The organism is Paenibacillus sp. J22R67 (assembly GCF_059692175.1).
In genome coordinates this window covers 824,479-850,780 of the sequence record NZ_JCAUAX010000001.1, presented here as the reverse complement: position 1 = coordinate 850,780, position 26,302 = coordinate 824,479, and the positions used below count along the sequence as shown (strand labels likewise).

At 46.8% G+C, this 26,302-nt stretch carries 17 protein-coding genes; 12 read left to right on the top strand and 5 right to left on the bottom strand.

What is annotated here, in order from left to right:
* The first annotated feature begins 24 nt into the window (after positions 1-24).
* The gene (locus AC58VC_RS04105; protein ID WP_497367541.1) at positions 25-1,725 is read left to right on the top strand and encodes a response regulator transcription factor; all 1,701 of its coding nucleotides are present in this window, start codon (positions 25-27) and stop codon (positions 1,723-1,725) included.
* Positions 1,726-1,757: 32 nt separating this feature from the next.
* On the opposite strand, the gene AC58VC_RS04100 is transcribed toward AC58VC_RS04105, so the two are convergent.
* Positions 1,758-1,889, bottom strand: a complete 132-nt coding sequence (locus AC58VC_RS04100; protein ID WP_497367540.1) for a hypothetical protein — start codon at positions 1,887-1,889, stop codon at positions 1,758-1,760.
* Between the two features lie 341 nt (positions 1,890-2,230).
* Here AC58VC_RS04100 and AC58VC_RS04095 point away from each other — a divergent pair, with 341 nt between their 5' ends.
* The 5 genes from AC58VC_RS04095 to ppdK all read left to right on the top strand — a co-directional run bounded on the left by AC58VC_RS04095 (position 2,231) and on the right by ppdK (position 16,907).
* Positions 2,231-6,988, top strand: coding sequence for a DUF4073 domain-containing protein (locus tag AC58VC_RS04095; protein ID WP_497367539.1), 4,758 nt, complete (start codon positions 2,231-2,233; stop codon positions 6,986-6,988).
* 228 nt (positions 6,989-7,216) lie between these two features.
* Entirely contained in the window at positions 7,217-11,665 is a 4,449-nt protein-coding gene (locus AC58VC_RS04090) for an endo-alpha-N-acetylgalactosaminidase family protein (protein ID WP_497367538.1), read from the top strand.
* A gap of 16 nt (positions 11,666-11,681) precedes the next feature.
* Positions 11,682-11,864 carry a hypothetical protein gene (locus tag AC58VC_RS04085; RefSeq protein ID WP_497367537.1) on the top strand — a complete coding sequence of 61 codons (183 nt, stop codon included), beginning with the start codon at positions 11,682-11,684 and terminating at the stop codon, positions 11,862-11,864.
* A 1,142-nt stretch (positions 11,865-13,006) separates the two neighbouring features.
* Positions 13,007-14,062: a type I glyceraldehyde-3-phosphate dehydrogenase gene (gene gap, locus AC58VC_RS04080; RefSeq protein WP_497367536.1), complete on the top strand. Its 1,056-nt coding sequence runs from the start codon at positions 13,007-13,009 to the stop codon at positions 14,060-14,062.
* Between the two features lie 160 nt (positions 14,063-14,222).
* Positions 14,223-16,907: a pyruvate, phosphate dikinase gene (gene ppdK, locus AC58VC_RS04075; RefSeq protein ID WP_497367535.1), complete on the top strand. Its 2,685-nt coding sequence runs from the start codon at positions 14,223-14,225 to the stop codon at positions 16,905-16,907.
* Positions 16,908-16,990: 83 nt separating this feature from the next.
* Here ppdK and AC58VC_RS04070 read toward each other — a convergent pair whose 3' ends face one another.
* Positions 16,991-17,425, bottom strand: coding sequence for a hypothetical protein (locus AC58VC_RS04070; protein WP_497367534.1), 435 nt, complete (start codon positions 17,423-17,425; stop codon positions 16,991-16,993).
* 200 nt (positions 17,426-17,625) lie between these two features.
* On the opposite strand from AC58VC_RS04070, the gene rfbG reads away from it, so the two are divergent.
* Genes rfbG through AC58VC_RS04045 form a run of 5 tightly spaced genes read left to right on the top strand, consistent with a single transcriptional unit; the run spans position 17,626 to position 22,121 of the window.
* A complete protein-coding gene (rfbG, locus tag AC58VC_RS04065; protein WP_497367533.1) occupies positions 17,626-18,741 on the top strand; it encodes a CDP-glucose 4,6-dehydratase in 1,116 nt (371 codons plus the stop codon).
* Positions 18,731-19,276, top strand: a complete 546-nt coding sequence (gene rfbC, locus AC58VC_RS04060) for a dTDP-4-dehydrorhamnose 3,5-epimerase (protein WP_497367532.1) — start codon at positions 18,731-18,733, stop codon at positions 19,274-19,276. The genes rfbG and rfbC overlap by 11 nt, the downstream gene beginning before the upstream one ends.
* A 1-nt stretch (position 19,277) precedes the next feature.
* On the top strand, positions 19,278-20,288 hold the full coding sequence (locus tag AC58VC_RS04055; protein WP_497367531.1) for a glycosyltransferase family 2 protein: 1,011 nt from the start codon (positions 19,278-19,280) through the stop codon (positions 20,286-20,288).
* A gap of 7 nt (positions 20,289-20,295) precedes the next feature.
* Positions 20,296-21,000: a GNAT family N-acetyltransferase gene (locus AC58VC_RS04050; RefSeq protein ID WP_497367530.1), complete on the top strand. Its 705-nt coding sequence runs from the start codon at positions 20,296-20,298 to the stop codon at positions 20,998-21,000.
* Positions 20,991-22,121, top strand: a complete 1,131-nt coding sequence (locus AC58VC_RS04045; RefSeq protein WP_497367529.1) for a DegT/DnrJ/EryC1/StrS family aminotransferase — start codon at positions 20,991-20,993, stop codon at positions 22,119-22,121. The genes AC58VC_RS04050 and AC58VC_RS04045 overlap by 10 nt, the downstream gene beginning before the upstream one ends.
* A gap of 191 nt (positions 22,122-22,312) precedes the next feature.
* Here AC58VC_RS04045 and AC58VC_RS04040 read toward each other — a convergent pair whose 3' ends face one another.
* Together AC58VC_RS04040 and rfbF are read right to left on the bottom strand one after the other, a co-directional pair.
* Positions 22,313-23,305 carry a glycosyltransferase family 2 protein gene (locus tag AC58VC_RS04040; RefSeq protein ID WP_497367528.1) on the bottom strand — a complete coding sequence of 331 codons (993 nt, stop codon included), beginning with the start codon at positions 23,303-23,305 and terminating at the stop codon, positions 22,313-22,315.
* Positions 23,306-23,349: 44 nt separating this feature from the next.
* Positions 23,350-24,120 carry a glucose-1-phosphate cytidylyltransferase gene (gene rfbF / locus AC58VC_RS04035; protein ID WP_497367527.1) on the bottom strand — a complete coding sequence of 257 codons (771 nt, stop codon included), beginning with the start codon at positions 24,118-24,120 and terminating at the stop codon, positions 23,350-23,352.
* A 229-nt stretch (positions 24,121-24,349) separates the two neighbouring features.
* Between rfbF and AC58VC_RS04030 the strand changes: the two genes are divergently transcribed.
* Positions 24,350-24,568, top strand: a complete 219-nt coding sequence (locus tag AC58VC_RS04030; RefSeq protein ID WP_161408274.1) for a hypothetical protein — start codon at positions 24,350-24,352, stop codon at positions 24,566-24,568.
* A 70-nt stretch (positions 24,569-24,638) separates the two neighbouring features.
* Here AC58VC_RS04030 and pdxR read toward each other — a convergent pair whose 3' ends face one another.
* Positions 24,639-26,078: a MocR-like pyridoxine biosynthesis transcription factor PdxR gene (gene pdxR, locus AC58VC_RS04025; protein ID WP_497367526.1), complete on the bottom strand. Its 1,440-nt coding sequence runs from the start codon at positions 26,076-26,078 to the stop codon at positions 24,639-24,641.
* Positions 26,079-26,302 lie beyond the last annotated feature (224 nt).

Genomic DNA, 26,302 nt, shown 5'->3' with positions numbered 1-26,302 from the left:
TGCAGTCAACTTGGCCATTGGAGGATGAATCGGTTGCTTAAAATGATGATTGTTGACGATGAACCGCTTGTTCGCCTTGCACTTCAACATATGATTGATTGGCCAAGTATGGGAATTGCGGTCGAAGTCGAAGCCGCTGATGGAGCGGAAGCGCTTGAGATTCTGAAGCAGCGTGACGATATCGATCTCATGCTCCTTGATATCGAGATGCCGAGGCTCAGCGGAATTGAGCTGCTGAGGGCCTATCCGGCCGTTATGGAAAAGCGGAGACCCGTCACGATCATGCTAAGCGCTTATAGCGATTATAGCTATGTAAGGGAAGCTTTTGTGCTCGGTGCCATCGATTTCATCGTCAAGGCGGATATGGATGAGGAGCATCTTGTGCCTGTCGTTTTGAAGGCGATCAGTGAGCTTCATAAACAGGCGCCTCCGTTAAATCCACTGCCAACTAGTGAGGCCCAAGACGACATTGACGCGAAAAGTGAGATTCTTCGCCAGCTCATCACGTTCGATCCGAATCAGCAGGAGGATACTGCAGCCATTGCGGCGACAGGTATTCACAAGTGGCTCGGGGAATCCAATCAGTTGGTTGCTGTCATGACGATTTCACAAGGTTCGCTGGTCAGCAGGCTGGATCGCAGCTTGAACGATGCGAAAACGCAGCGGTTTATCACGCAATCGGTGCAAACGGTGCTAGGCGCCATGTCGATTCGGCATTTTATTTATCGTAAAAGCCAAACGGAATACGTGCTGTTTTGTACGCTTGCTCAGTATCGAAGTGAAAGTGTGATTCGTGAAAAAGTGCAATCTGCCTTTGCTATGATGCAAACCCGGCTTATTCAGTATGTGAATGTGTCGATATCTATCGGGGTGAGTGAGCTGGCTAGCGGAACGAAGCATTGGTACCGGCTGCATCAGCAGGCAGCGCACTTGGCAGCGATGAGTTTTTTTGCAGGATGGAACAAAGTGTTTTATCCCGAAAGCTGTATGGATCAGGGAAGAGCTGGATCTGGGTCTGGACTTGGAGCGAATGCGGGTCAGGACCATGTTCGCAAGCTGCAGCTGACGCTGAAAGCAAACGGTGCCGGGATCGCTCAGCTGCTGGAGCAGGAAAACCCGGAGCTGTGGAATAGGGAGTTCGAGCAAATGCAGCTGCTGCTCGGGCAAACGTGGGGGTGGAAACCTCAGGATGTTCAAGCTGCGCTTGAGAATTTGCTCTGGGAACTCGGTGGCTTATTGTATCGCAAAGGCATAAGTTGGGATGAGCTGGAGGAAGAGCTTCAGCATCCTTTTGAATACCTGAAAAGTTTGGAAACACTGGAAGAAACGAAGAACTGGCTGAATCGTATCTGCAGCAAATTGCACGGGCAGCTTCATGGGATGGCTAAAGCGGATGTCAACTATAGCAGTGTTGTCGCTACAGCCAAACAATTCCTTGATCTTCATTACATGGAAGACGTAAACCTGGCGTTAATCAGTGAGATGGTTGGCGTTAGCGAAAGCTATTTAAGCAAGCAGTTTACGAAGGAAGTTGGCAGTAACTTTATCCAGTACTTAACGAATTTGCGCATCGAAGAATCCAAACGACTAATGAAGAAGAAAGGCTTTAAAATAACTGACATTGCCGAGACTGTCGGTTATTTAAATGTCGAGCACTTCAGTCGGATGTTTAAGAAAACGACGGGGTACAGCCCCAAGCTGTATCGAGAGAGTTTGCTGAAGTGAAGTGGGGGGCGAAATTGGGGATCGCCAGGGCGTTATTTTGGAAATCCGTTATCGTATAACTCCCCGCCGGCACAGATCTCACTGCTGTAATGATGTTTTTCATCGCTAACGAACGTTGAACGTACCAATTGCGCGCTGTAACGATGAAAAACATCACTATTCATCGTATAACTCCCTTGCCGGCACAGATCTCACTGCTGTAATGATGTTTTTCATCGCTAACGAACGTTGAACGTACCAATTGCGCGCTGTAACGATGAAAAACATCACTATTCATCGTATAACTCCCTTGCCGGCACAGATCTCACTGCAGTAATGATGTTTTTCATCGCTAACGAATGTTGAACGTACCAATTAGGCGCTGTAACGATGAAAAACATCACTATTGATCTTGCCACCCTCTCCCGAGCTAATTCGCTACGTCTTGTTAGATACAAAATGTATCGGACGAGAAAATGCCACACATAGTATAAAAACAGAAAGGGTGATAGATTTGCGCAGATTAATGAAGACACATTTCAAAAAGAAAGTCTTATTAAGTGTCATGGTGGCAGCTTGCCTTTCTTCCGGCTTTACAGGCATTACTACCGTATTCCCGTTAAGTACGGTTCATGCGGCAACAGAAGTTACTTACACAGGATCCGCTCCGGCTCCGTCTCATAACCTGGCCATATGGTACCGGCAGCCAGCGACGGATTGGCAAACACAAGCGCTACCAATTGGAAACGGTTACATGGGTGGGATGGTTTTTGGCGGTGTCGATCAGGAACATATTCAGTTTAATGAAAAGACATTATGGACCGGGGGCCCACGTTCTAAGGCTGGCGGTGGAAGGGATGGCAATCGGGACGGTGCTGCTGATCATTTAGAGGACGTTCGTCAGAAGTTGGCGAGCGGGGATGTATCTGGAGCTACAGCAATTGCTGAACAATATTTAACAGGAACCTTAAACGATTATCCTCAGTTTGGAAATTATCAAACTTTCGGCGATATTTATTTTGATTTTGCGCTGCCAGACGCTGTAACGGTGACCGACTATCGGCGCGAGCTTGATTTGGAGGACGGCATTGCGCGTGTGACATATAAGCAGAACGGGATTGAATATACGCGCGAGTATTTTATGAGTTATCCCGATAACGTGATGGTTATGCGGCTTACGAGCAGTCAACCCAATCAATTGAACTTTGATGTCAAGGTCACAACGCCGCAAACGTCGCCATCTATCGTGGCCAATGGCCATACACTGACTCTTAGTGGTAAACTGGCCGATAATGGGATGGCATATGAATCGCAGTTTCGTGTTCAAACAGAGGATGGAACCGTAACAACAGGCAGCGGCAAGCTGACCGTTGCAGGTGCAAGCTCAGTGACCGTCCTTATGTCGGCATCGACGGATTATGCCAATCGTTATCCCGATTATATGGGAACAGATCCTCACATCACCGTAAACAACACTTTGACGGCTGCCACTTCCCAAACATATGAGACGCTGCGGACGCGGCATCTGGCGGATTACCAGTCGCTGTTTAAGCGGGTATCCCTTAATCTGAATGATCAGATTGCAACGTTACCAACGGACCAACTGCTGGCCAGTTACAGAAGCACGCGCACCAGCGCGCTGGAGTCGCTCTTTTTCCAATACGGCCGGTACCTGCTTATCGCCTCATCGCGTGAGGGTTCACTTCCCGCCAATTTGCAAGGCGTCTGGAATAACTCCAAAACACCGCCATGGGGAGCGGATTACCATACCAATATTAATCTTGAAATGAACTATTGGCCTTCGGAAGTAACCAATCTAAGCGAAACAGCGATTCCTTATGTGGAATTTATCGATTCCTTGCGGGAGCCGGGTCGGGTTACGGCCCAGAAGCATCATGGTGTAACCGGCTCAGGTTGGACGATTCATACGTTTACAAGCGTATTTGGCTATACAGCGCCAGGCTGGGATATCAGCAACTGGGGATGGCAGCCGGCAGCCGGCGCATTCCTTTCACAGCAGCTGTGGGAGAAATATTTGTATACGGGAGACAAGACATACTTACAAAATAAGCTGTACCCGATCATGAAAGAAGCGGCCGAATTTTGGACGAAAACACTCGTTACGGATACGGACGGCACCTTGGTATCTACACCGGGCGTTTCACCTGAACATGGCTCGTTAAGTATCGGAGATTCGTATGACCAAGAACTGGTTTGGCAATTGTTTACAAATTGCATAGAGGCTAGCGAGGTTCTTGGGATCGATACGGATTTCCGGAATGAACTCATTGATAAACGAAGCAGGCTCTCTATGCCGAAAATCGGGAAGTACGGCCAAGTGCAAGAATGGAAAGAAGATATCGACGATCCGAACGATACGCATCGCCATATCTCACATCTTGTAGGCTTATATCCCGGAAATTTAATCAATAAAGTGACAACGCCTGAATTGTTTAATGCAGCGAAGGTGACATTGACGCAGCGCGGAGATGAAGCTGAAGGTTGGAGCCGAGCCAACAAATTGAATATGTGGGCTCGCACGCTGGACGGAGATCACGCAGAGAAGATTCTCCGTGGACATCTTGACAGCAGTACGTACCCGAATCTATTCAATATTGGTCCGCCATTCCAAATTGATGGTAATTTCGGGGCCACATCAGGGATTGCGGAAATGCTTTTGCAAAGTCATACAGGAAGTATTGATTTGTTGCCGGCTCTACCGACGGCATGGCCCAAAGGGGATGTAAAGGGTTTGAAGGCAAGAGGGAATTTTGAAGTGGATATGAGCTGGAATGGCATGATTTTGAAGAGTGCGACGATCACTTCCTTACTGGGAAATGTCGCTAAAGTGAAGGATAAGACCTTTACACATACCGGAAAGTTTCAAGTTTTGAAGGCAGACAACACACCAGTCAGCTACACCATTAGCGAAGACATGATTACGTTCAATACCGAAGTTGGACAAAAATATGTCATTATATCCAGTGTGACACCTCCGCCACTTCCACCTACGAGTGTGGAATCGCCTGCGCATACGGACTCCAGTGTAGATCTGAAATGGACGGCTCCGAGTAGCGGTGCTAGTATTACGGGCTATGTCGTTGACGTCTATCAAGGTGCGAATAAAGTGAAAAGTATCGATGTCTCGGCTCCTAGCACTACGCTTCAGGTAACCGGACTTAGCGAGAAGCAGCTTTACCGTTTCGTTGTTTGGTCCAAAGATGCGAATGGGACGTTCTCTGCAACGAGCGGGGAAACGACGGCTTATACATTTATCGGCGACGTTTATTTGCAAAATTTTGATAACGGCGAGGTCGGAGGTTGGAAGAAGACGTCAACGACCGGAAGCGCTACGTTCAGTGTGGAAAGCAGTGTTTTGAAAGTCGCTTCTGCTCCTGTAGCAATTATGGTCGACGATAATTCGCCTGTATACAAAGATGCTGATCTGGCCATGAAGCTGAAGATTCAGACGGGAACAGGCAGAGTCGGGATGCTGTTCCGATATAATGACGTGAACAACTATGCAGGTGTCATCTATGACTTGGGCAAGTGGTTGTGGTATTACGTGAAGGATGGGACTGAGCACTATGGCGACCTAGCTTCTGTCGCGTTAACGAATGGCCAAACGTATGACGTTAAAGTGAGTTTTGTTGATTCCAACATCAAGTTATGGATGGATGGGCAACTAGTCGGCTCTGCAACTGTAGGAGATATTTTGGATGTACCAGGAAAAATTGGGCTTAGAACGTGGTTTGATAGCAAGGTGCTCTACATAGACGATATCACGTATACAAACACGAGGCCGGCCTCCGTTATCCCGGTAACAGGCATTGCATTGGAACCATCAGTTGTTGCGCTAAAAGAGAATGAAACGGCGCAATTAACCGTTACGGTCCAACCAGCGAATGCGACAAACCAGAGCGTCAGCTGGGTGAGCAGCAATCCATTGGTTGCCAAAGTTGAGGTTGTTGGCGGCAAAGCAGTGATTACAGGATTAAAAGAGGGAAGCGCCGGTATTACGGCTACAAGTGTAGACGGGGGCTTCCACGCTACCGCTCAAGTGACTGTGACGAGGACGGGCAGCGCTGTACAATCGATAAAAGTCGATGATCGCGATGCGGCTGTTGTGTACGCCGGCTCGTGGAACAATTACAGCGATGGCGGGGATTACAACGGTACGGAGAAATATAGCAGCACTGCCGACGATTCGGCGCAATTTACATTCACAGGAACCTCGATCGCTCTTATTAGTATGAAGCAGAGGAACATGGGCTACATTGACGTGTATTTGGATGGTGTGCTCGAACAAGCGGACATTGATAGTTATGCGCCTAGCACCACTAAACAGGTTGTCCTCTTCAGCAAGACTGGGCTAGAAGCTGGGCAGCATACGATAAAAGTCGTTGTCAAAGGAACAAAAAGTGCGCAAGCGGTAGATAAAATTGGCGCGATCGACGCCTTCGCTTACACGCCGGCAATAGCAGCACCGAGTGTAACGGCGGATGATGGGAACAATGTCATCGTTGGCGCAGATGAAAACATGGAATATTCTGTAGACGGCGGCCTGAGTTACACCACGTATCATGCAGCTCAGATCCCGACGTTTAGCGGAAATCAAACGGTGTTGGTACGCGTTGCGGCGAATGAAACAAACCCAGCGGGTTTGACGAAGTCACTCGCGTTTACAGCGAATCCAGTCGAGCTGGCAGCTTCTTTGACCGGCCCAGACTCAGTTGCAGCGGGAACTCCATTTACCGCTGCATTCGGACTGAATCATGCAGATGGGGTGTATGCACAGGATGTAACGATTACTTATAATCCTGACCTTGTGACTTTCCTTTCAGCAAAATCACTCAAAGAAGGATTGGTCATTGTCAAACAAGCAGAAAAACCAGGCCAAATTCGGTTGATTACAGCAAGTACCGGTGTAAATTCGGCTAATGCGAGTGGCGACTTGCTGCAGCTTCATTGGAAAACTCAAGCGATTTTACATACTCAAACCGCAAATATCACACTATCTAGCCTCAACACAGCAAATGGTGAAGGTGTGGAAACCTCCGTGCCTGGCGGCTCCCTCCATGTTCAAATTATCGTTGATTCAATAATCGGCGACTTGAACGGAGACAAGAAAGTTTCGATCGGCGATTTAGCTATGATAGCTGCTGCCTATGGAAAAACAGATGCAGATTCGGATTGGAGTCAATACCAATCAGCGGATATCAATCATGATCAAAAAGTAGACATTGATGATCTTGCGGCAGTAGCAGCCAAAATATTGGAATAACCATCAAGGCTATCCTCTCATTAGGGGGAGGGTAGCCTGGTTCAAAAAACATCAAAATTAAAGCAAAAAAGATCATTTGTATGCGTTTCCATAGAAAGTATGATTAAGACATGCCAAAAAAGCAATTCCGTGTTACATCGCGCCTCTGATGATACATGTCGTATCATGTCGGAATAACGCGAATGATTAAAGAACAGAGGAACCTAATCAGGGAGGGTGAATGGTTGTATGAAATCTAGTAGTCGCAAGTTGAAAAAAAGCGTTACGGTTTCTTTAGCCTTACTTACAGCTCTGCAAATGTATGCCGCAGTCCCAGCAGGTACAGCATTAGCTGCTGATGGAGATGCTTATTTCCAGGATTACAATAACGGACAGATTGGCGGTTGGAAGAAAACCTCAGGCAATGCGACTTTTAGCGTAGTGAGCAATATGCTCAAAATCGTTACTTCCGGGGTAACTTTGATGGTGGATGACAATTCGCCATCGTATCAGAACGCTGAACTAGAAACAAAGCTGAAAGTCGAGAGCGGGCAAGGCAGGTATGGTTTCTTATTCCGGTATGTCGATGTGAATAATTTTGCGGGTGTTGTCTATGACAATGGCAGTTGGCTCTATTATTACTGTAAAAATGGTACGGAATCCTACGGTACTATTGCCTCCAAAACGATGTCAACGAACCAAACCTATGATATTAAACTCAGATACGTTGACTCGGATATTATCCTATGGATCGACGGAGAAAAGGTTGCTGCTGCAACCGTTGGGGATATGCCTTCAGCACCAGGCAAAATCGGCATGAGAACGTGGTTCGACAGTAAAACGATGTACCTTGATGATACGAAGGTCACCCCTTATACGAAACCTACGCCTCCTCAGCCGGATCCGAATGCCGTTAACTTTGTGTCTGAATCGGGCACTCTGAAAGCTGAATTAGACAGTACGTTTCCGCGTGTAGACAACTACGTATGGAAAGCAACTGGTGCTGTCATGAACGGGCAGAAAAATTATCTATACGCTGTGAAAATCAACGGGGAAGAGTATTGGCCAAAAACAACGGTGGAAAAAGTGGGCAATAGCGTTATCTACACGCTGAATGTGGAAGAACTCTCCGTTCTTATGAAGGTGAAAATGGAAGTGGTGGACAATACGCTCGACATGAAGTTCACTGATATTCAAGAAAACGGTTCGACCAAAGTGAAAACGATTGAATTCCCGAACCATAGCTTGGTCTCCGTCTCTTCGACACAACCGAAAGCACAGGAGACAGCTGCATGGTTTACCGGCGAATGGAATAAAGTTTTTGAGGAATACAATGATTTGAAAAGCGGGGCACAGAATTTGAACCCGAGTGGACGCACCTTCGGGTTCGTCAATTCCGATAAGTTGGCGGCAACGATTGTCAATAATGTCATCAATGGCAATGATAAAGTACGCACTAGTGTATCGGATGCAGCACCTGGTGAGAAAGTTGCAGCGCTGGCTAACGGCGCTTGGACGTACCGTGAAAGCATGGTTGCGCCAGCTCCTGAAGCACTGCCATGGTCGAAAGTCATCATTACGCCGGATGCGAATAATGACGGTGTTCTCGACTGGCAGGACGGCGCCATCGTGTACCGCAGCCATTCCGATATGCCGTACGGCAGTGACATGATTAAAAATAACATTTCATGGATCAGCATGAATATCGCAACGACTGGGATGCCGTTCCTGCGCTCGCTGGACCATGGCAAGAAGATTGCTCACTTGACCGATGGCTTCGGCCAGATTGTGCTGCAGAAGGGATATCAAGCGGAAGGACACGATGACTCGCATCCCGATTATGGCGGCCATATTGGGATTCGCCAGGGCGGGAAGGATGATTTCAACTACTTTCTGACGGAAGGCAAGAAGTATAACATTAAAGGCGGCGTGCACATCAATGCCACGGAATACCATTTGGATGCCTTCCAAACCAAGATGGCCAACATGATTGCACCGCTGAGCAAAGGGTGGGGTTGGCTCGATCAGGCCTACTATGTCGATCAGCGCAAGGACATCGAGTCCGGTGAATTGAAACGGCGCCTGGATATGCTGAAAGATGACACAGGAGACAATCTCGACTTCGTATATGTTGATGTTTATACAGGAGCAGGATGGAATGCGAAGAAGCTGGCCGATTACGTTAACGGCAACGGTTGGATGCTCGGCACCGAATTCGCCGGTCCGCTGCAAGAACAAGCGGCATGGGTTCATTGGGGGACAGATCCAGGTTACCCGAACGAAGGAGACAACAGCAAAATCGTTCGTTTTATTCGCAACAGTAATGTGGACGGGTTCATGAGCGATCCGCTTTTGAAAGGCAATAAGCAGTCTGGTGTTGGTTACTGGCAGCCAAACTCTCAATTCTACAGCTATCAAGAAGTGACGAAAACGTTTTTCAACCAAAACTTGCCAACGAAGTACATGCAGTATTTCCCGATTATAAAAATGACGAACGATCGTGTGGATTTTGAAGGAAATGTATCCGTGGCACGAGCTGGGGATGGGAAAATTCATTTGACCAAAGACGGCAATGATATTGCCATTATGACGGACTCCAGCAATGTGAGTAACAGTACGGTATTCATCCCATGGGATCCGGTGAAAGAAGATAAGATTTATCACTGGAATCCGGCTGGCGGCAGTACGACATGGAAGCTCCCTGCCTCATGGAGCGGCGTACAGACTGCGAAGCTGTATAAACTTACTGATGTAGATCGTCAGTTCGTTGGGGACGTGAACGTATCAAGCGGGCAAGTGACTCTGACAGCTGAGTCCAATGTCGGTTATGTGCTGTACAAGACAGCAGCGCCGCAAGAGGCGGAAACGATCTGGGGCGGTGGCAGTCCAGTCAAAGATCCGGGCTTTGACAGCCACAAGTGGGAAACTTGGAACAAATCGTCTTCTGCTGGAACAACGGATCACATCAGCTTCAAGAAAAACAGCAACGCTGACGATTATCTGGAAGTAAAAGGGCCTGAGGATGCCAAGGTTGAGCAGGTGATCACAGGACTTGAACCAGGCAAAACCTACAGCGCATCCGTCTGGGTGAACGTATATGGAGCGGATCGCAAATCTGCCATTAGCGTGAAACAAGGCGACAATGAAGTGTCCAACTACTTGGAAGATACGAAGCTGAAATATTTCGCTCCACAGCACAAATATTACAATACGAATTTCCAACGTGTGAAAGTGGATTTTGACGCGGTAAGCGATACAGCAACCCTTGCTCTTAACGTAGTGCCAGGGGCCGCAACTGTTTCCTTCGATGATGTACGGATATGGGAGAATCCGGGGAGAACCGATGGAACGGGCACGGTTCTAAATGAAGATTTTGAGAATGTCGATGAAGCTTGGGGGCCTTTTGTTTATGCGAAGGCAGGCAATGTGCAGACACATATGGTCGAAAAAGGTGAAAATCAAGTGAAATCTTATGTGTTGGATGGCAACTTCTCGTTGAAAACAAATGAAGGTGGAGCAGGTGAGTGGCTGCGCACATTGCCGCAAACACTGCGTCTCGTCACGAATGAAAAGTACCATTTGACGATGCAGGCCAAAGCGGATGTGGCGAATCAATACACGGTTGCTGTTCGAGTGAACGATAATGGCACTGTGCGTGATTTGGCGACCAAAACGCTGCCAGCTGGCGTAAGTGCAGTTGATTTGACGTTCACGACAGACAATGCTAAAAATGCTTATCTGGCTATTGTGAAGGGCGCAGATAACAGCAGTGCCGAGCTTGGAGGCCAGCTTGTTGTTGATAACATCCGCGTGACTGATGAGACCTTACATGCGGTGACTGGCGTAGTGCTTGATAAAACGGATGTTTCTATTGCAGAAGGTGGTACCGTAGAATTGAAAGCGATGGTGCAGCCAGAGAATGCGACGAACAAGAATGTGACTTGGACCAGCAGTGATGAATCGATCGCGAAGGTTGAAGTTGTTGACGGTAAGGCGATCGTTACTGGCTTAAAAACAGGCAGTGCTGGCATTACAGCGACAACAGCTGACGGCAGTTTCTATGCGACAGCACAAGTTACAGTCACGAAACTGGTGACTGTACCAGCGACTACCTTATTTGCACCAGTTTCTGTTCAAACGGGTCAAAGCTTTACGGTAAGTGTAGGCTTATCAGACGTTACCGAAGCGGTTTACGCTCAGGATTTGACGATTGCCTACGATACTTCACTGATGGAATTTGTTTCAGCGAAGCCTGCTCAAACGGGCATCAGCTTGGTATCCAAATCGGAAACAACGCCTGGCAAAGTTCGCTTCATCGTTGCAAGCGAAGGTGCTGGTCATGCAATAAGCGGCAGCGGCGATGTACTTGAGTTGACCTTTAAAGCGAAAGACATTACGCAGGCGGCAACAGCTCGTCTAGCTGTTGAAGCAGCGGTGCTTGGGGATGCAACGGGGCACGAGACGAGCGCAACGCTTGGATCGGCAAACGTCTCGATCACAACACCTGCTCCAGGCACGCCGGGCGATATCAACGGCGACAACAAAGTGTCGATCGGCGACCTTGCCATGATCGCAGCCAACTATGGTAAAGATTCGAACAGCCCGGATTGGTTGCTTGTGAAGAAAGCCGATGTTACTGGAGATAACATCATTGATCTAGACGATCTTGTGAAAGTGGCTAGTCAGATCATCGAATAAAGCCTATACCGACAGGATGGAACTCTATCCTGTCGGTATTTTTAATTTAGATGTTTTGGGGGGGAAGCTTCGCTTACCTTTATTGATGTTTGTTGGCGGATTAACTGGAATTTCTACTGTTGAAAATGGCGCGGAGTGCGACTTTGATGAAATAACTGGAAATTGTGCAGTTATTTCAGTCGATTCGCCTCATTTCTGACGAAACTTGAGGAATTAGCGGAATAATTTCCATTTAATGGATCGATGGCAGCGGAGATGAACAAATTAGCAGTACTTTTTCCCATTAAAGTTTAAATGATGGGTGTTGGGGGGGGGATGAGAGAGGGTGATGAGTAGTAATTGGTGAGACGTGATGAGAGAGGGTAATGAGTAGTAAATGGTGAGAAGTGATGAGAGAGGGCGATGAGTGATAAATGGTGTGACGAGATGAGAGAGGGTGATGAGTAGTAAATGGTGTTGACGAGATGAGAGAGGGTGATGAGTGATAAATGGTGTGACGAGATGAGAGAGGGGGATGAGTAGTAAATGGTGTTAACGAGATGAGAGAGGGTGATGAGTGATAAATGGCGTGACGGGATGAGGTGACGAAGGGACGTCTGAGCAGCAAAGTCAAAGTCAAATTCAAATTCAAATTCAAATTCGAAGGCTTACGTTGCATTTTATACAACATATAGGCGTGGTCTGACCGCGAATGCGGTCTTTCGTTGCACAATATACAACCATTTGTTGTGAAAAGGTGGGATGTAAGCGGTTTAGTGCTTAAATGGTTGCACTAAGTACAATATAGAGGCGTACAGAAGCCCAATTACAGTCAAATGGTTGCACAAAGTACAACATAGAATGCGGTTGCTATCGCAACTTGGTGATGAGTGATAAATGGCGTGGTCTGACCTCGAATGCGGTTTTTCGTTGTGGACTAGGGAACGAGATGGCACAGGGATCAGCTATAAAGGAACCACGGGGCGCTATTTTAGCGAAAATAGTCAGCCCAGCAAGTTGGAGGGAACTGTGATCTCTTATTTTGGAACTTTAGGCAGTGTAAGGGCATGTTTCGCTGGAATAAGATCCTGTAGTTCCCATTCAGCTGGAAACATCCACTTATTACCTAAATAGCGACCTGTAGTTCCTTCAAATGTTAGTTTCCGCTACTGATCTCTGGAAAGATTCGGTCGCATTCAGGAATTGTTTCTGCTTTCTTCACTTTTTATATATGACGTCATATATAATCGTTTTTCATCAACAAATGCATCAATAGCCTCTTTTTATTTATATAAACAAATATATATTGTGTATTAAATACGTATATGTTACATTTATGACATACTAAACGAGGTGAGGGGGATGGAGATGCGAGTTGGACTCAGCGGTACTGGAAGAATTGGAAGGCTCGTCTTGAGAAAAGCTTTGACTAGTTCGCAGCAGGATTTCCACATAGCAGTACTAAACTCAACTTGTCCCATTCATGTGTTAGCCCATTTGTTGAAATACGATTCCGTGCATGGCACTTGGGATGCCGACATCGAGATTACTCCAGATAACATGCTGAAGATCAACGGACAATTGATTCGCGTTATTTGCGAAAGAGAGCCAGATTTGCTGCCGTGGAGAGAATTAGGCGTTGAAATGGTTGTCGATGCTACAGGGAAGTTTAACCATCGGCATGGAGCTGAGCGGCATTTATTCGCTGGTGCTAATAAAGTTCTAATTACGGCACCAGGAGTAAACATGGATCTGACGATGGTCATGGGGGTCAACGAAGGTAACTATGATCCATTGCAGCACCATTTAATTTCTGCTGCTTCTTGTACAACGAATTGTGTAGCACCTATCTTGCACATTCTAGATCAAGCTTTTCAAGTCAAAATGGGATGGATGACAACGGTGCATGCATTCACGAATGATCAGAACCATTTGGACAATCCGCATAAAGATTTACGCCGAGCCCGGGCGTGCACGAATGCTATTATTCCGACTTCAACTGGTGTAGGGAAAGCATTAGTCGATGTGTTGCCGCATCTAGCTGAACATATGCAAGGTGTTTCGGTTCGTGTGCCGACACAGGATGTTTCACTGCTGGATCTTCAAGTGGTGGTTGGCCGCAGCGTACAAATCGAAGAAATAAAACTAGCTCTGAAACAGGCAGTTGCCGGACCAATGGGGGTCTTTGTAGATTACAATGAACTGCCTCTTGTATCCGCAGATTACATCGGGAATGAGAAATCAGCTATTATAGACGGTCTTACGATTATGACGAAGGATGATCAAATTAAGCTTTTGGCCTGGTATGACAATGAATGGGGTTACGCTAGCCGGGTTATAGACGCAGTAGCCTATATCTCTCGTGCAGAACGCACGCTAGTAAAGGAGGGAACGTCATGTCTCATTCAATCAGTTTAACAATGGAAACAGGGATAGCTGCCCAGCGAAATGAACTTGGTCTTATTATTTGTAAATCGTGTAATGAAGTACTCGCAACGCTGCCTACTGATGGTTACAAAAAGTTTTATGTAGTGTGCCAAGCATGCGCATGTAAAGAAAACAATAAGGAGGCAACCGAATGACGACGCAGAAACAGGTGGTCCCCTTTCAGGAGGGAGACGCCTCAATGATAGCTCTTCTAGGTGGAAAGGGGGCCAATCTAGCGGAGATGACGCGTGCCGGCCTTCCCGTTCCTCCTGGCTTCACCATCACGACGGAAGCTTGTTTAGCTTTTTTTGAAAAGGGAAATCGGCTTTCGGATGCACATCTCGAGCAAATCGAAGAATCACTTAATCAGTTAGAGAAACAGAAGGATCAGACGTTTGGTGATGCCGATAATCCGCTGCTTGTTTCTGTGCGTTCCGGTTCGGTAAGCTCGATGCCGGGGATGATGGATACTATATTAAACCTGGGTCTGAATGATAAAACGGTACTAGGATTGGCTGCGCTTACAAACAACGAAAAGTTTGCATACGACTGTTACCGGCGATTGTTGCAAATGTTTGGCAGCGTCGTGCTTGGTATGGAGTCAAGTCATTTCGAGAGCTTGCTGCATCGCTTGAAAGAGAAGAAAGGCGTTCACCAGGATCAGGAGGTAACAGCTGACGGCTGGAAGGAGCTAATTGAGGCGTATAAGGCGTGTATTTTGAGCAAAACGGGCCGACCCTTCCCGCAAAATGTTTATGAGCAGTTGAAGCTGGCGATTGAAGCTGTTTTCAAATCGTGGAACAATGTTAGGGCTCAAATTTATCGTAAAATGAATCGGATTCCGGATGATCAGGGGACGGCTGTCAATGTGCAGAGTATGGTTTTTGGCAATATGGGTGGCAATTGCGGGACAGGTGTCGTTTTTACGAGAAATCCATCAACGGGAGAGAACACGTTTTTTGGTGAGTATTTAATTAATGCACAAGGGGAAGATGTGGTCGCTGGGATCAGAACACCACTGGCAATTGCCGCGCTTCAGGAGGAAATGCCCGCTATTTATGAGCAGCTTTTAGACGCCTCCAAGCAGCTTGAGAAGCATTACAAGGATATGCAGGATATCGAATTTACTGTTGAAAATAATAAGTTGTACCTGCTTCAAACGCGAAGCGGCAAAAGGAACGCCCAAGCAGCGCTTAAAATTGCTGTTGATTTGGTCCATGAAGGCGTATTGACGAAGCAGGATGCCGTCACCCGTATTGAAGTGCTGCATCTGGATCAGCTGCTCCATAGAGGGATTGATGAAGCTTCAATTGGCGAGGTGTTGGCGCTGGGACTTCCTGCTTCACCGGGCGCAGCGGTTGGACAGCTCGTTTTTGATGCCGATACAGCGGAAGAATGGGTGCGGACCGGCAGGTCAGTCATCCTTGCCAGAACGGAGACGACGCCGGAGGATATTCATGGCGTTATCGCTGCGGAGGGTGTCCTCACGAGCCGTGGCGGGATGACGAGTCATGCGGCAGTAGTCGCTAGAGGGATGGGCAAGCCTTGTGTGTGCGGCTGTGATGAGATTCGAATCGTGCCAGAAGAGAAGCGCATGTTTGTGCAGAACAGGCTCCTAGAAGAAGGGGAATGGATCACGCTGGACGGCGCCACCGGTCGCGTCATTACTGGGGCTATGCCCTTGCTTGAAGCGCGAATGACGGATGAGCTGCTCGTTATTCTGAAATGGGCGGATGAGATTCGGACGCTGAAGGTGTTCGCGAATGCGGATAATCCGCACGATGCCGGTATCGCAAGACAGCTTGGCGCAGAGGGAATTGGGTTATGCCGTACGGAGCATATGTTTTTCTCCCCGGCTCGACTGCCTGTTGTTCAGCGCATGATCCTTGCCGAAGACAAGGAAGAGCGCATGAAGGAGCTTGCCCAGCTGCTTCCCATGCAGCAGTCTGACTTTGAGGGGATTTTCGAGCAGATGGATGGTCTCCCGGTAACGATTCGCTTGCTTGATCCGCCCCTGCATGAGTTTCTGCCTAACCTTGATGATTTGCAAAAAAGGTATGCGCAGCTGACGTATGAACGTGACAGTTCCATCCAGGAAAGAGAAGAAGTCGCCAGCATGCTCCGTAAAGTGCAAGCACTGCATGAAGCGAACCCCATGCTGGGACAGCGGGGCTGCCGTCTAGGAATCGTGTATCCAGAAATCTATGATATGCAGATTGAGGCCATTTTCCGCGCAGCATCCAAAAGTATTGACGCAGGTGTCAGGGTGCATCCGGAAATCATGATCCCGCTCGTCGGCCATGCCAACGAACTGAAGATTCTAAGAGAGCTCGTTGACTTCGTTGCGCAGCAGGTACTGGGGAAAGACAAACTGCGCGAATGTCCATACAAAGTAGGGACGATGATTGAGGTGCCGCGAGCTGCATTAACGGCACGTCAGATTGCAGCCCATGCCGATTTCTTCTCATTCGGCACGAATGATTTGACACAGATGACGTTTGGTTATAGCCGTGATGATGCGGAAGGGAAGTTTCTGACCCATTATGTCAATCACAAGCTGCTGCCGCATAATCCGTTTCAGGTGCTCGACACCGAAGGCGTCGGTCAATTGATTGAACTAGCGGTGAATGTAGGTCGTCTAGTGAAGCCGTCATTAAAAACAGGCATTTGCGGGGAGCATGGCGGAGACAGGGAATCGATATTTTTCTGCCACCGGATCGGATTAGATTATGTAAGCTGCTCGCCGTACCGGATTCCTTTAGCTCGGATAGCCGCTGCTCAGGCGTTTCTCCTATATGGCGAGTCTGGAGCAAGTGGTGTCGCTCAAGCGATATGACGTAGACAGCTATTCCGCAGCGCTGAAACAAAAAAAAGACCATCCTTAGTAGATAAATCTACTTGGGAAGGTCTCTTTTTTTATTACAGTTTAATTTGTTTCAATAAGTTTGCGATTGTGTCTTGGTTCAAGTTCAATGTGCTCATTTGACCAAGCAAAATAGCTTGAATTTGAGAAGCAAGTCCACGAAGTGCTGCTAAGTTTGCAGTGATCGATTCTGGTGTTGGGTTTGTTACATCGATTTGCGCTACAAATTGACGAATGGCTTCAAGCGCTGCGGGAATGGATGCTCCTGAAAGAATGTTTTGCAAGTCTGTCATTGTGCCTTCACCTAAATTCAATTTGCCAAGTTCGGCTTGAAGCTGGCTAAGCCATTGGGAACTTGTTGGGCTATCCATGTTTGCATCCATAGCGGCTTGGACTTCGCCAAGTTTTTGTAAAACAGCACCAACAGGACCTTCCGTTACTCCACCTGGAAGTTGTTTAAGCATCTCTTCAAGTTTTTCTAAAAGACTCATCTGCTATCCCTCCTCTCTAGTATCTATCGTATGTAAGTAATTGCAGATGTGATTGGATGATAGCTTATTATTTTTATTTTCATATACTAGATTTTTGCCTCTTTCGGGTTTGCTCTAGTGAACATACGATATTTTGATATGAAAACATTCGATAGAATCTGTTTCTCTATCAAGATGACCGTATGGGAGGAGGGACAAACATGCCAGATAACCGGATTCGGATTAACGCCGATTTCTGGAAGGGCAAGAACGTATTTGTCACAGGTCATACAGGGTTCAAAGGAACTTGGTTAAGCTTATGGCTGCAAGGCATGGGAGCTAACGTGACCGGTTATTCCTTACAGCCGCCGACGGAACCGAGTTTGTTTGAGCTTTGCCGAATGAAAGAAATGGTAACGTCCTACATGGCAGATATCCGCGATATGTCGGCATTATCCCAAGCTGTCATTGAAGCAGCTCCTGACATTGTTTTTCACTTGGCAGCTCAACCTCTGGTTCGAGCTTCTTATTTGAATCCCATAGAAACCTATGAGATCAATACGATGGGAACGATTAATTTGCTAGAGGCTGTGCGTCAAGCTAAGAAAAGTAGTGTGCCAATTAAAGCCGTCATCCATGTTTCAACAGATAAGGTTTATTCCCAATTGGATGAGGAGCGAGGGTACCGTGAAACAGATCGTTTAGGCGGGGGCGATCCCTACTCGAACAGCAAAGCTTTAACGGAGTTGATCGTAACCAGCTATCGCCAAATTTATGAAAAGGAAGAAAGAGAGTGGAGCGAACCGGTTGCGCTTGCGTCGGTGAGAGCCGGCAATGTGATTGGCGGCGGAGATTGGGCCGAAGATCGGCTGATTCCCGATTGCTTTAGGGCTATTCTTAAAGGAGAGCCGGTTAAGCTGAGATATCCGCAAGCAGTTCGCCCTTGGCAGCATGTGCTTGAGCCGCTGCACGGTTACTTGCTGCTGGCACAGCACATTTATGAAGACAAGCAATATGCTGAGGCGTGGAATTTTGGCCCCAATGAGGAAGATACGATTTCAGTGGAGCAAGTAGTAAGCAGTTTGTGCAGGAAATGGGGAGATCAAGCAGCCTATCAGATCGATTCAGATGAGCATCCGCATGAGGCGCATGTATTGCGATTAGATTGCACGAAATCCCGCCATTTACTAGGGTGGTCACCTCGCTGGAATCTCGATTTGGCGATATCCAAATCGATTGAATGGGTCAAAACCTACGATCAGTTGGGAGACTGCAGGGAACTTTGCAACAAACAAATACAGGAATATGTAGAGGGAAGTGAATCACATGATCATTAAACCTGGCAATCTCCAGGGCATTTATGACATCACATTAGCTCCCAATACCGATCACCGGGGTTATTTTACCCGACTGTATGATGTAAATATCATGACGGCGCATGGTCTTCACCGCAATTGGGTGCAAGAAAACCGCTCCTTTTCCAAACAGAAAGGTACGATTCGAGGGCTTCATTTTCAACGCGAGCCTCATGCAGAAACGAAGCTTATATGGGTCAGCAGAGGATCGATTTTAGATGTGTTTGTAGATGTACGACAAGACTCCCCCACCTTTGGCTGCTATGAAAGCAGGGTGCTCACGGAGGAGAATTTCGCAATGGTTTATATATCTCCCGGTTTCGCGCATGGTTTTTGTACGCTATCGGACAATTGCGAAGTTGTCTATAAGGTAGACAATGTTTATTCACCAGCGCATGAAGGCGGGATTTTGTGGAAAGATGCTTCCCTTCAAATTCCATGGCCTGTCGAGCAGCCGATTATGTCGGCTAAGGATCAGGTGCTTCCAACGTTAGATACATTGAAAAGGAGAGATTGAGATGAATCCACTTGTTAGTATTCTAATTCCAACCTACAACAGGCCTCATTATTTCGAACAAGCGCTGAAGAGTGCGTTTAATCAGACGTATGACAATATTGAAATTATCGTTAGCGATAACAGTGATAACAATCTGACACAGCTTGTCGTCCAAAAATATCAAGTGATGCCAGGCGGTACAAAGATCAAATATTACAAAAACCCTGAAAATTTGGGTCCAATCGCAAATCAGCAGCAAAGCTTAAATTTAGCAAATGGTGAGTTTATTAATTATCTCATGGACGATGACCTGTTTCACCTGCAAAAAATAGAAAAAATGATGGCTTACTTAATCCAGTATCCCGATGTCACGATGGTCACATCGCAGCGAAGAGTGATTAACGCTGCAGGGCGTCAACTCTATGTTCCGCCATTTGGAACGTTCAAACAATTGTACATGAAAGATACGATTGTCGACGGCCGAGTGCTTACAAAGAGGATGCTTGAAGACCGAATTAATTATTTAGGCGAGCCGACAACGGTTCTGTTTCGAAGAAAAGCTCTGGCGGAGCCCTTTGGCGTGCTGCTGGGCAGACAGGCCTATTTTGCTGTGGACATGGCGAGTTGGCTGAGTTTGTTAAGTAAAGGGAAAGGCGTCTACATGGTTCAGCCGCTCAGCTATTTGCGGTACCACTCGGAGCAGTTGTCGCAGCATGAGATGGCCAAAGAAGTGGCCCAAATGGATATCGAAACATTTAAATTTTTTGCCGTCAACCAAGGCTATGCGACACCGCAACAGATCAAAGATTTTGAGAAACAGCAAGGGAAGATGAAACAGTCTAGCAATCAGAGATCGAACCAACAGACGCTTCAGCAAATCAATCAGAAACTGCTTCAAGGTCCGAGCAAGAAAACGAACCAAAAGTCGAACCAAAAGCCGATTCAAAAACCAATTCAGTCATTCAATTCGAAAGAGCTTCAAAAAACAATCAATAAATTGATCAAACAAACGAATGGGAAAAAGAAAGGGTGAATGATCGGTGAAATCGATTCTGCGGGAATATAAACAAGCACGAAGCGAGCAAATCTCGTCGTATTGTTTGCCCATCATCGTCGATGGCAAGGTGCTCGGACAACTTAAGCCGCTAACGATAGAATCCATTGAAAATGAAGAGGTCATCAAAGCGCTAATGGAATGGAGGCTTGCCGCCGGCCAGTGGTTTGCCACACAATTCCCTGCGAATGAGGAAGGCACAAGGGCATGGGCACAGCATCAGATCCTTGAAGTGGATGACCGGATTTTATTTATTTTAGAGGATGAGGAGCAGACGCCAATCGGTCAGATTGGTTTAATACACTATGATGAAGTGGCCCACACTTGTGAGTATGATAATTTGCTAAGAGGCCGTAAAGGACGTTATGGCAACATTGTTTTGCATGCGCTGCTAACTTTAGGTGCATGGAGTTTGCGCGAGTTAGGCTTACAGAAAGGGTATCTGAATGTGCTTTCGGATAATGCTCGCGCGATTCATATTTATGAGACTCTAGGAGCTGTGGAAGTGGAGCGGACACCGCTGCGCAAAGAAGTTGTAGGTGAAGTAATCCGTTGGGTGCCCGCTGAAGGTCAACTGACAGGTGAGCCTGAGAGGGAAATGGTCACTATGGTGGTTACCCGGGCAGCCTTTATGAGCAGATTCGGCAAAATGATTGAACTCGAAAATGGGGAGGGGAAATCGTGGACATAAGGTTGTTCAAGCCATCTGTTGGCAATGACGAACTGGAAAGCATTAAGCAAGTATTTAATAAAGCATGGCTTGGACTAGGTCCTCGAGTAGGCGAGTTTGAGAAAAAGTGGAGCGACTATATCGGCAGCGCGGAGTCGGTAGGGGTCAATTCCTGCACGGCAGCGCTGCACCTTGCTCTATCTGCTTTTAAATTCCCCCAAGGTAAAAAAGTGCTGGTTCCTGTCGTCACATTTGCGGCAACAGCTATGGCCGTTTTGTACAATGGGTTGGTTCCGGTGTTTGTGGATGTGGATGAAACGACCTTTGGTATCAGCATGGAGGATCTGGAGCGGAAATATGATTCAGATTGCGTAGCGGTCATTCCCGTTCATTTTATGGGTCATCCTGTCCCAATGGACCAGTTAATGCCATGGGCTAGGGCGCGTGGCTTGAAGGTTATTGAAGATACGGCACACTCAGCCGGCGGGAAATATATGGGCAAGGCCCTGGGGACTTGGGGCGATATCGGATGTTTTAGTTTTGAGGAGAAAAAATGTATGACAACCGGTGATGGCGGGATGATTTCGTCGAACGATCCTGAGCTTCTGCGGCCATTGCGCCACTCGCGCTGGGTCGGGATTAATAAAGATACATGGGAGCGTTACGAAGAAAACGCCTCGTATCATGCTGATGCTAACAGCTGGTATTATGAAATATCTGACATTGGCTACAAATACAATATGAATGATCTCATGGCCTCCATCGGGCTCGTTCAGTTGGCTAAGCTCGATACGATGAACCGCCGAAGAGAAGAAATTATTCGTCAGTACGTAGCCGGTCTTGCGGGAAGCAACCTTGCTAAGCCAGCAATTCCCTACAACTTGAACGACTCTTCGTATTGGGCATTTGTTGTTCGCGTGAAGGAGAGAGAGCAGTTTATTCTGCACATGAAGAAAAAAGGGGTGGCGACTGGTGTGCATTATATGCCGCTGACCATGCATCCGCTTTTTGTGCCTTATAAAGCAGAAACGCCGGTAGCGGATACGCTTTGGCGCGAACTTGTTACTCTCCCATTGTTCCCTGACTTAACGGATGAAGAGGTCGCTTATGTCCTTGAGAGCGTGCAATCTTATGCTCCTTAAGGGAGCGGTTGCGTGTAGGAAATGTGTCCTTGCAGCTGGATAATAACGTGAAAAAAGACCGAATGCCTTGTGCAGGATCGGTCTTTTTTTTTGCGTATTAGTTGAAATTCACCTGCCTGCGCGTAAAAAGAGCCCTGCCGATCAGATCAGCAGAGCTTAATATTCTTACATCGCATCGCAAGCCTCGTTTGTTAGGATACAGGATGATTTTCATTTTCGAGTTGTTGAGTGAGTTTCTTCAGATCCTTGGCGAGAGAGGATAGTTTTTTGGTTTTCTCACTTGCGACCGCGAGTTGACGTGCTCTTTCCAACAATTCATTCCGATATAAACCATTGGTGGCTTCATTCCATTTTGAGAAATTCGCCAGCACAGTTTTCCCCAACTTACCTACAATTTTGACATAGGTGGAAGAGTCGTCAAAGATATGCTGCTTTTTTGCCAAAAGGGTAGCATCTATCCAATCGCACTGACACCCCATTCGCGACAAAAGTGTGTTGGTTAATTGTGTAGGATGTTTGCGAAATGAGCTCAAGGGTTCTTGCAGAAATACGGCATCTTTCTTGACAAGCAAAGCGATCCAGGAGGCAACATCAACGTTGTTATGCGCTTGTTTTCCGGCAAAAGTGCCAAATGGCTCAAGCAGATCGGCTTTTCTAAATAACACCGTTGTTGGCTCGCCAATGTAGTTTTTGGTGTCGGTCAGCATACTTTGAATTAAGGATTGCCCGTTGATGGCAGGCTTTTTTATCGTAGATAGTTTAAAAGGGGGAGCATAAGAAATTCGAATGGGTTCCCCGAAATGATTAATAATTTGTTTCAACGAGGTGACGAGTCCAATTTTGGGGTTATCCATCAAGTAAGGAAGCATGAGCTCGATTTTTCTCGGATGAAACAAGTCGTCATCCATTAAGTAGTTTATATACTCGCCTTTTGCGAGTCGGAAGCACTTCTGCTGGTTGGCTATAGGCCCGATATTGGTTTTGTTTCTTACATATCTGATCTTGCTGCCGTTCGGTGAGGTCAAGTACGAATTCACCACTTGCTCAGTTGCATCATTTTGGCTATTATCGCAAATGATAATTTCAATGTGGGGATAAGTTTGGTTTAGTGCGCTGACTAATGCTTGCTCCAGAAACTGTGGACGATCAAAGGTCGGCAGCAAAATACTTACAAGTGGCGTCATCGTACTCCTCCTTTTTCACCGATAGCAGCTGGTGCTGCAGTGAATTACCACATTTTCCATGGAGCATGTCCTGAGTCCCAAAGTTTCTGCAATTGCTGTTGATCGCGGAGCGTGTCCATGGCATACCAGAAGTCATCATGCTTATACGCATGGAGCTGCCCAGAGGCAGCCAGCTGCTCTAAGGGCTCCTTTTCGAAATGGGTCGGGTCACCGTCAATATAATCGAAAATCTGAGGTTGCAAAACAAAGAATCCGCCGTTTATCCAACCGCCTTCACCTTTTGGTTTTTCTTGAAATTTGGTAATTTCTGTTCCGTTTCCGAAAATGAGCGAACCAAATCTAGCCGTAGGTTGAACCGCTGTCAGTGTAGCAAATTTGCCGTGATCCTGATGAAACTTCACGACTTCTGGAATGTTCGCGTTGGTCAGTCCGTCCCCGTACGTTAAGAGAAATGGCTCATCGCCAATATATTTCTGAATTCGCTTAATACGTCCGCCTGTCATCGTCTCATCGCCTGTGTGCACAAGTGTAATTTTCCATGGTTCTGTTGGCGAAGTAAGATACTGCGTGGTGTTTGTTTGCAAGTCAATCGTTACATCGGATGCGTGCATGGGATAGTTGGCAAAAAAGTCTTTAATGACGTGGCCCTTATATCCTAGACATATAATAAACTCATTAAAGCCATAAAATGAGTAGATTTTCATAATATGCCACAGAATGGGCTTATCACCGATGAGAATCATAGGTTTTGGCTTGGAATGGGTTTCTTCACGAAATCTGGTGCCAAGTCCGCCAGCTAGAATTACGACTTTCATCCTCATTCCTCCTTTCTATGTTTCTAAAAACTAGCTTACTATATCATATGTAAATCTCGTTGATTTGACAGAGACAACTATAAATAGATAAGTATAATTGGGTGTACATTTAACGAATAATCAAATTGGATGGTTGAAAAAGCGCCAAAGTGGAGGATGAAAGTAAGACCGCTTTTCGTTATAATGAGGACAACAGGGCATCTAATAAATATAAAATGGGGTAATTACTATGAACATGTATATCTACTATGCGATATTCTCGCTTATCTTGTTATTTGGATTGGTTACAACCTTTATGATTGGCTTTTCTCGTAAAAACAGGGAAGGCGACACCACGTACTTCCAGAAGACAGGGATAAAATGGGCGCGTCTTACTTCCTTTTATGTGGTATCGATCGTAGCAGGTTTACTAGCGTTGGTGGCTTATATTTGGTATTTAATCCAATAAGAAATGCAATAAAAAAGACCGCATCTTTGCAGCATTATGGCAAAGACGCGGTCTTTTTTATGTCTACCCATCAGGCTTTTTTATGATGCTGCAGCGCCTCGTATAGCTGAGCCAGGCCTTGTCGTATCTCGTCCTGACGCGGTCTTGCGAAGCTTACTCGCATGTGACCTTGATCAGATCCGTAAACACTTCCCGGCACAAACAGCACGCCTCGTTTGATCGCTTCATCAAGAAGCTTGAAGTCATCGACTTCACGATTGAATTTGCACCAAATATTCAGTCCACCCTGCGGTTCCATGAAGGAAACAGAGCCACCCATGATGTCATGCAAACTAGATACAAGGACATCACGTTTAAGTTTTAAGCTTTTACGCAAAAGTTGAATTTGATTTTCGAAATGGCCATCGGCAATAAAGTGGTTAGCGACCCACTGAGGGATGCGGCTTAAGCCGAAATCCATTTGCTGCCGCGCATCCGTTAAGCGGCTTACTACCGCTTGAGGAGCAATTAACCAGCCAATGCGCAAGCCGGATGCGGCAATTTTGGATAAAGAGCCAATGTATAAGACATTGCCAGTTGTATCTAGCGATTTTAAAGTCGGCGGCGGAGTCCCTTCAAAAGCTGTTAAAGTGAACGGATCATCCTCGACAATCGGGATGCCAAGCTCTGACGCAATGCTGAGCAAGCGAGTTTTGCGTTCAAGAGATAGGACGCTTCCGGTTGGATTTTGAAAGTTAGGATTAAGAAATAACATGCGGACTCGATGCTGCCGATGCAAGGCGATAATATCTTCCGGATTCATTCCCTCGTCATCGACAGGCAAACGGAACAGCCGAAGCCCCGCCGACTGAAACATCGGTAACGAATAACAGTAGGAGGGATCCTCAATGGCAACGGCATCACCGGGACTCAGCAGACATTGTGTAATGAGATAGAGAGACTGCTGCGAGCCGGAAGTAATAAGAATGGAAGATTCCGTGCTGTGGATGTGCAGCTGCGTCTCAAGAAAGCGAACGAGGGTTTCCCGGAGCGGGGAATACCCTTGCGGGTCATCATAACCGAGATCTTCTTGGAAAGACTTTGTTTGCAAAAGCTCGCGGATGATGTCATTCGGGAATAAATCGGTCGACAGCTCGCCGCTTGCAAAGTCGATAGCCCCCGGGGCTATCCGCAGCTCTTCGCGAATTCGCCGGATAAAGGGCAGATTCGGCAGGAAGGTGCCGCCTTCCACATAAGTTTTCCAATTGGGTGTTTGCTTGGGCGCAATTCCCCATTTATGTTTCGTCACCTTTGTGCCGCTTCCTTTGGCGCTTTCAATAATGCCGGAAGCGCGCAGCTCTTCATAAGCAAGGATAACGGTGCTTCGGTTCACACCCAGGCTGTCCGCTAACTTTCTTTCGGAAGGCAGCGAGCTTCCTGGCGGGAATTCTCCGAATGTTATTCTACGTTCTATATAATCGGCAATTTGCTGATAGATTGGCTTCTTAACGGATCGATCTGGCTTCCACATCGCGGTGTCAACACCTTCACTATAAGTATTTCCTTGTTGGAGAAAATATTGCAAACCAATTATAGCATCTCAGGTGTGATGAGAATCGTGCCAAGTTATCCTAGAATGTTCCAAAATGATGAACACCAAAGTGATGAATAGGAAGAACCCTCTTTCGCACTACCATACTTGTATGGTAGTATGGTAATACCATTTGGATCTAGGAGGTGAATCACAACTTTGTT

What these genes read in the sequence shown, in the direction of transcription:
- AC58VC_RS04105 (WP_497367541.1), top strand. Translation starts at nt 25, where the DNA reads ATGAATCGGTTGCTTAAAATGATGATTGTTGACGATGAACCGCTTGTT.
- AC58VC_RS04100 (WP_497367540.1), bottom strand. Translation starts at nt 1,889, where the DNA reads ATGAATAGTGATGTTTTTCATCGTTACAGCGCGCAATTGGTACGTTCA.
- AC58VC_RS04095 (WP_497367539.1), top strand. Translation starts at nt 2,231, where the DNA reads ATGAAGACACATTTCAAAAAGAAAGTCTTATTAAGTGTCATGGTGGCA.
- AC58VC_RS04090 (WP_497367538.1), top strand. Translation starts at nt 7,217, where the DNA reads ATGAAATCTAGTAGTCGCAAGTTGAAAAAAAGCGTTACGGTTTCTTTA.
- AC58VC_RS04085 (WP_497367537.1), top strand. Translation starts at nt 11,682, where the DNA reads ATGGAACTCTATCCTGTCGGTATTTTTAATTTAGATGTTTTGGGGGGG.
- gap (WP_497367536.1), top strand. Translation starts at nt 13,007, where the DNA reads ATGGAGATGCGAGTTGGACTCAGCGGTACTGGAAGAATTGGAAGGCTC.
- ppdK (WP_497367535.1), top strand. Translation starts at nt 14,223, where the DNA reads ATGACGACGCAGAAACAGGTGGTCCCCTTTCAGGAGGGAGACGCCTCA.
- AC58VC_RS04070 (WP_497367534.1), bottom strand. Translation starts at nt 17,425, where the DNA reads ATGAGTCTTTTAGAAAAACTTGAAGAGATGCTTAAACAACTTCCAGGT.
- rfbG (WP_497367533.1), top strand. Translation starts at nt 17,626, where the DNA reads ATGCCAGATAACCGGATTCGGATTAACGCCGATTTCTGGAAGGGCAAG.
- rfbC (WP_497367532.1), top strand. Translation starts at nt 18,731, where the DNA reads ATGATCATTAAACCTGGCAATCTCCAGGGCATTTATGACATCACATTA.
- AC58VC_RS04055 (WP_497367531.1), top strand. Translation starts at nt 19,278, where the DNA reads ATGAATCCACTTGTTAGTATTCTAATTCCAACCTACAACAGGCCTCAT.
- AC58VC_RS04040 (WP_497367528.1), bottom strand. Translation starts at nt 23,305, where the DNA reads ATGACGCCACTTGTAAGTATTTTGCTGCCGACCTTTGATCGTCCACAG.
- rfbF (WP_497367527.1), bottom strand. Translation starts at nt 24,120, where the DNA reads ATGAAAGTCGTAATTCTAGCTGGCGGACTTGGCACCAGATTTCGTGAA.
- AC58VC_RS04030 (WP_161408274.1), top strand. Translation starts at nt 24,350, where the DNA reads ATGAACATGTATATCTACTATGCGATATTCTCGCTTATCTTGTTATTT.
- pdxR (WP_497367526.1), bottom strand. Translation starts at nt 26,078, where the DNA reads ATGTGGAAGCCAGATCGATCCGTTAAGAAGCCAATCTATCAGCAAATT.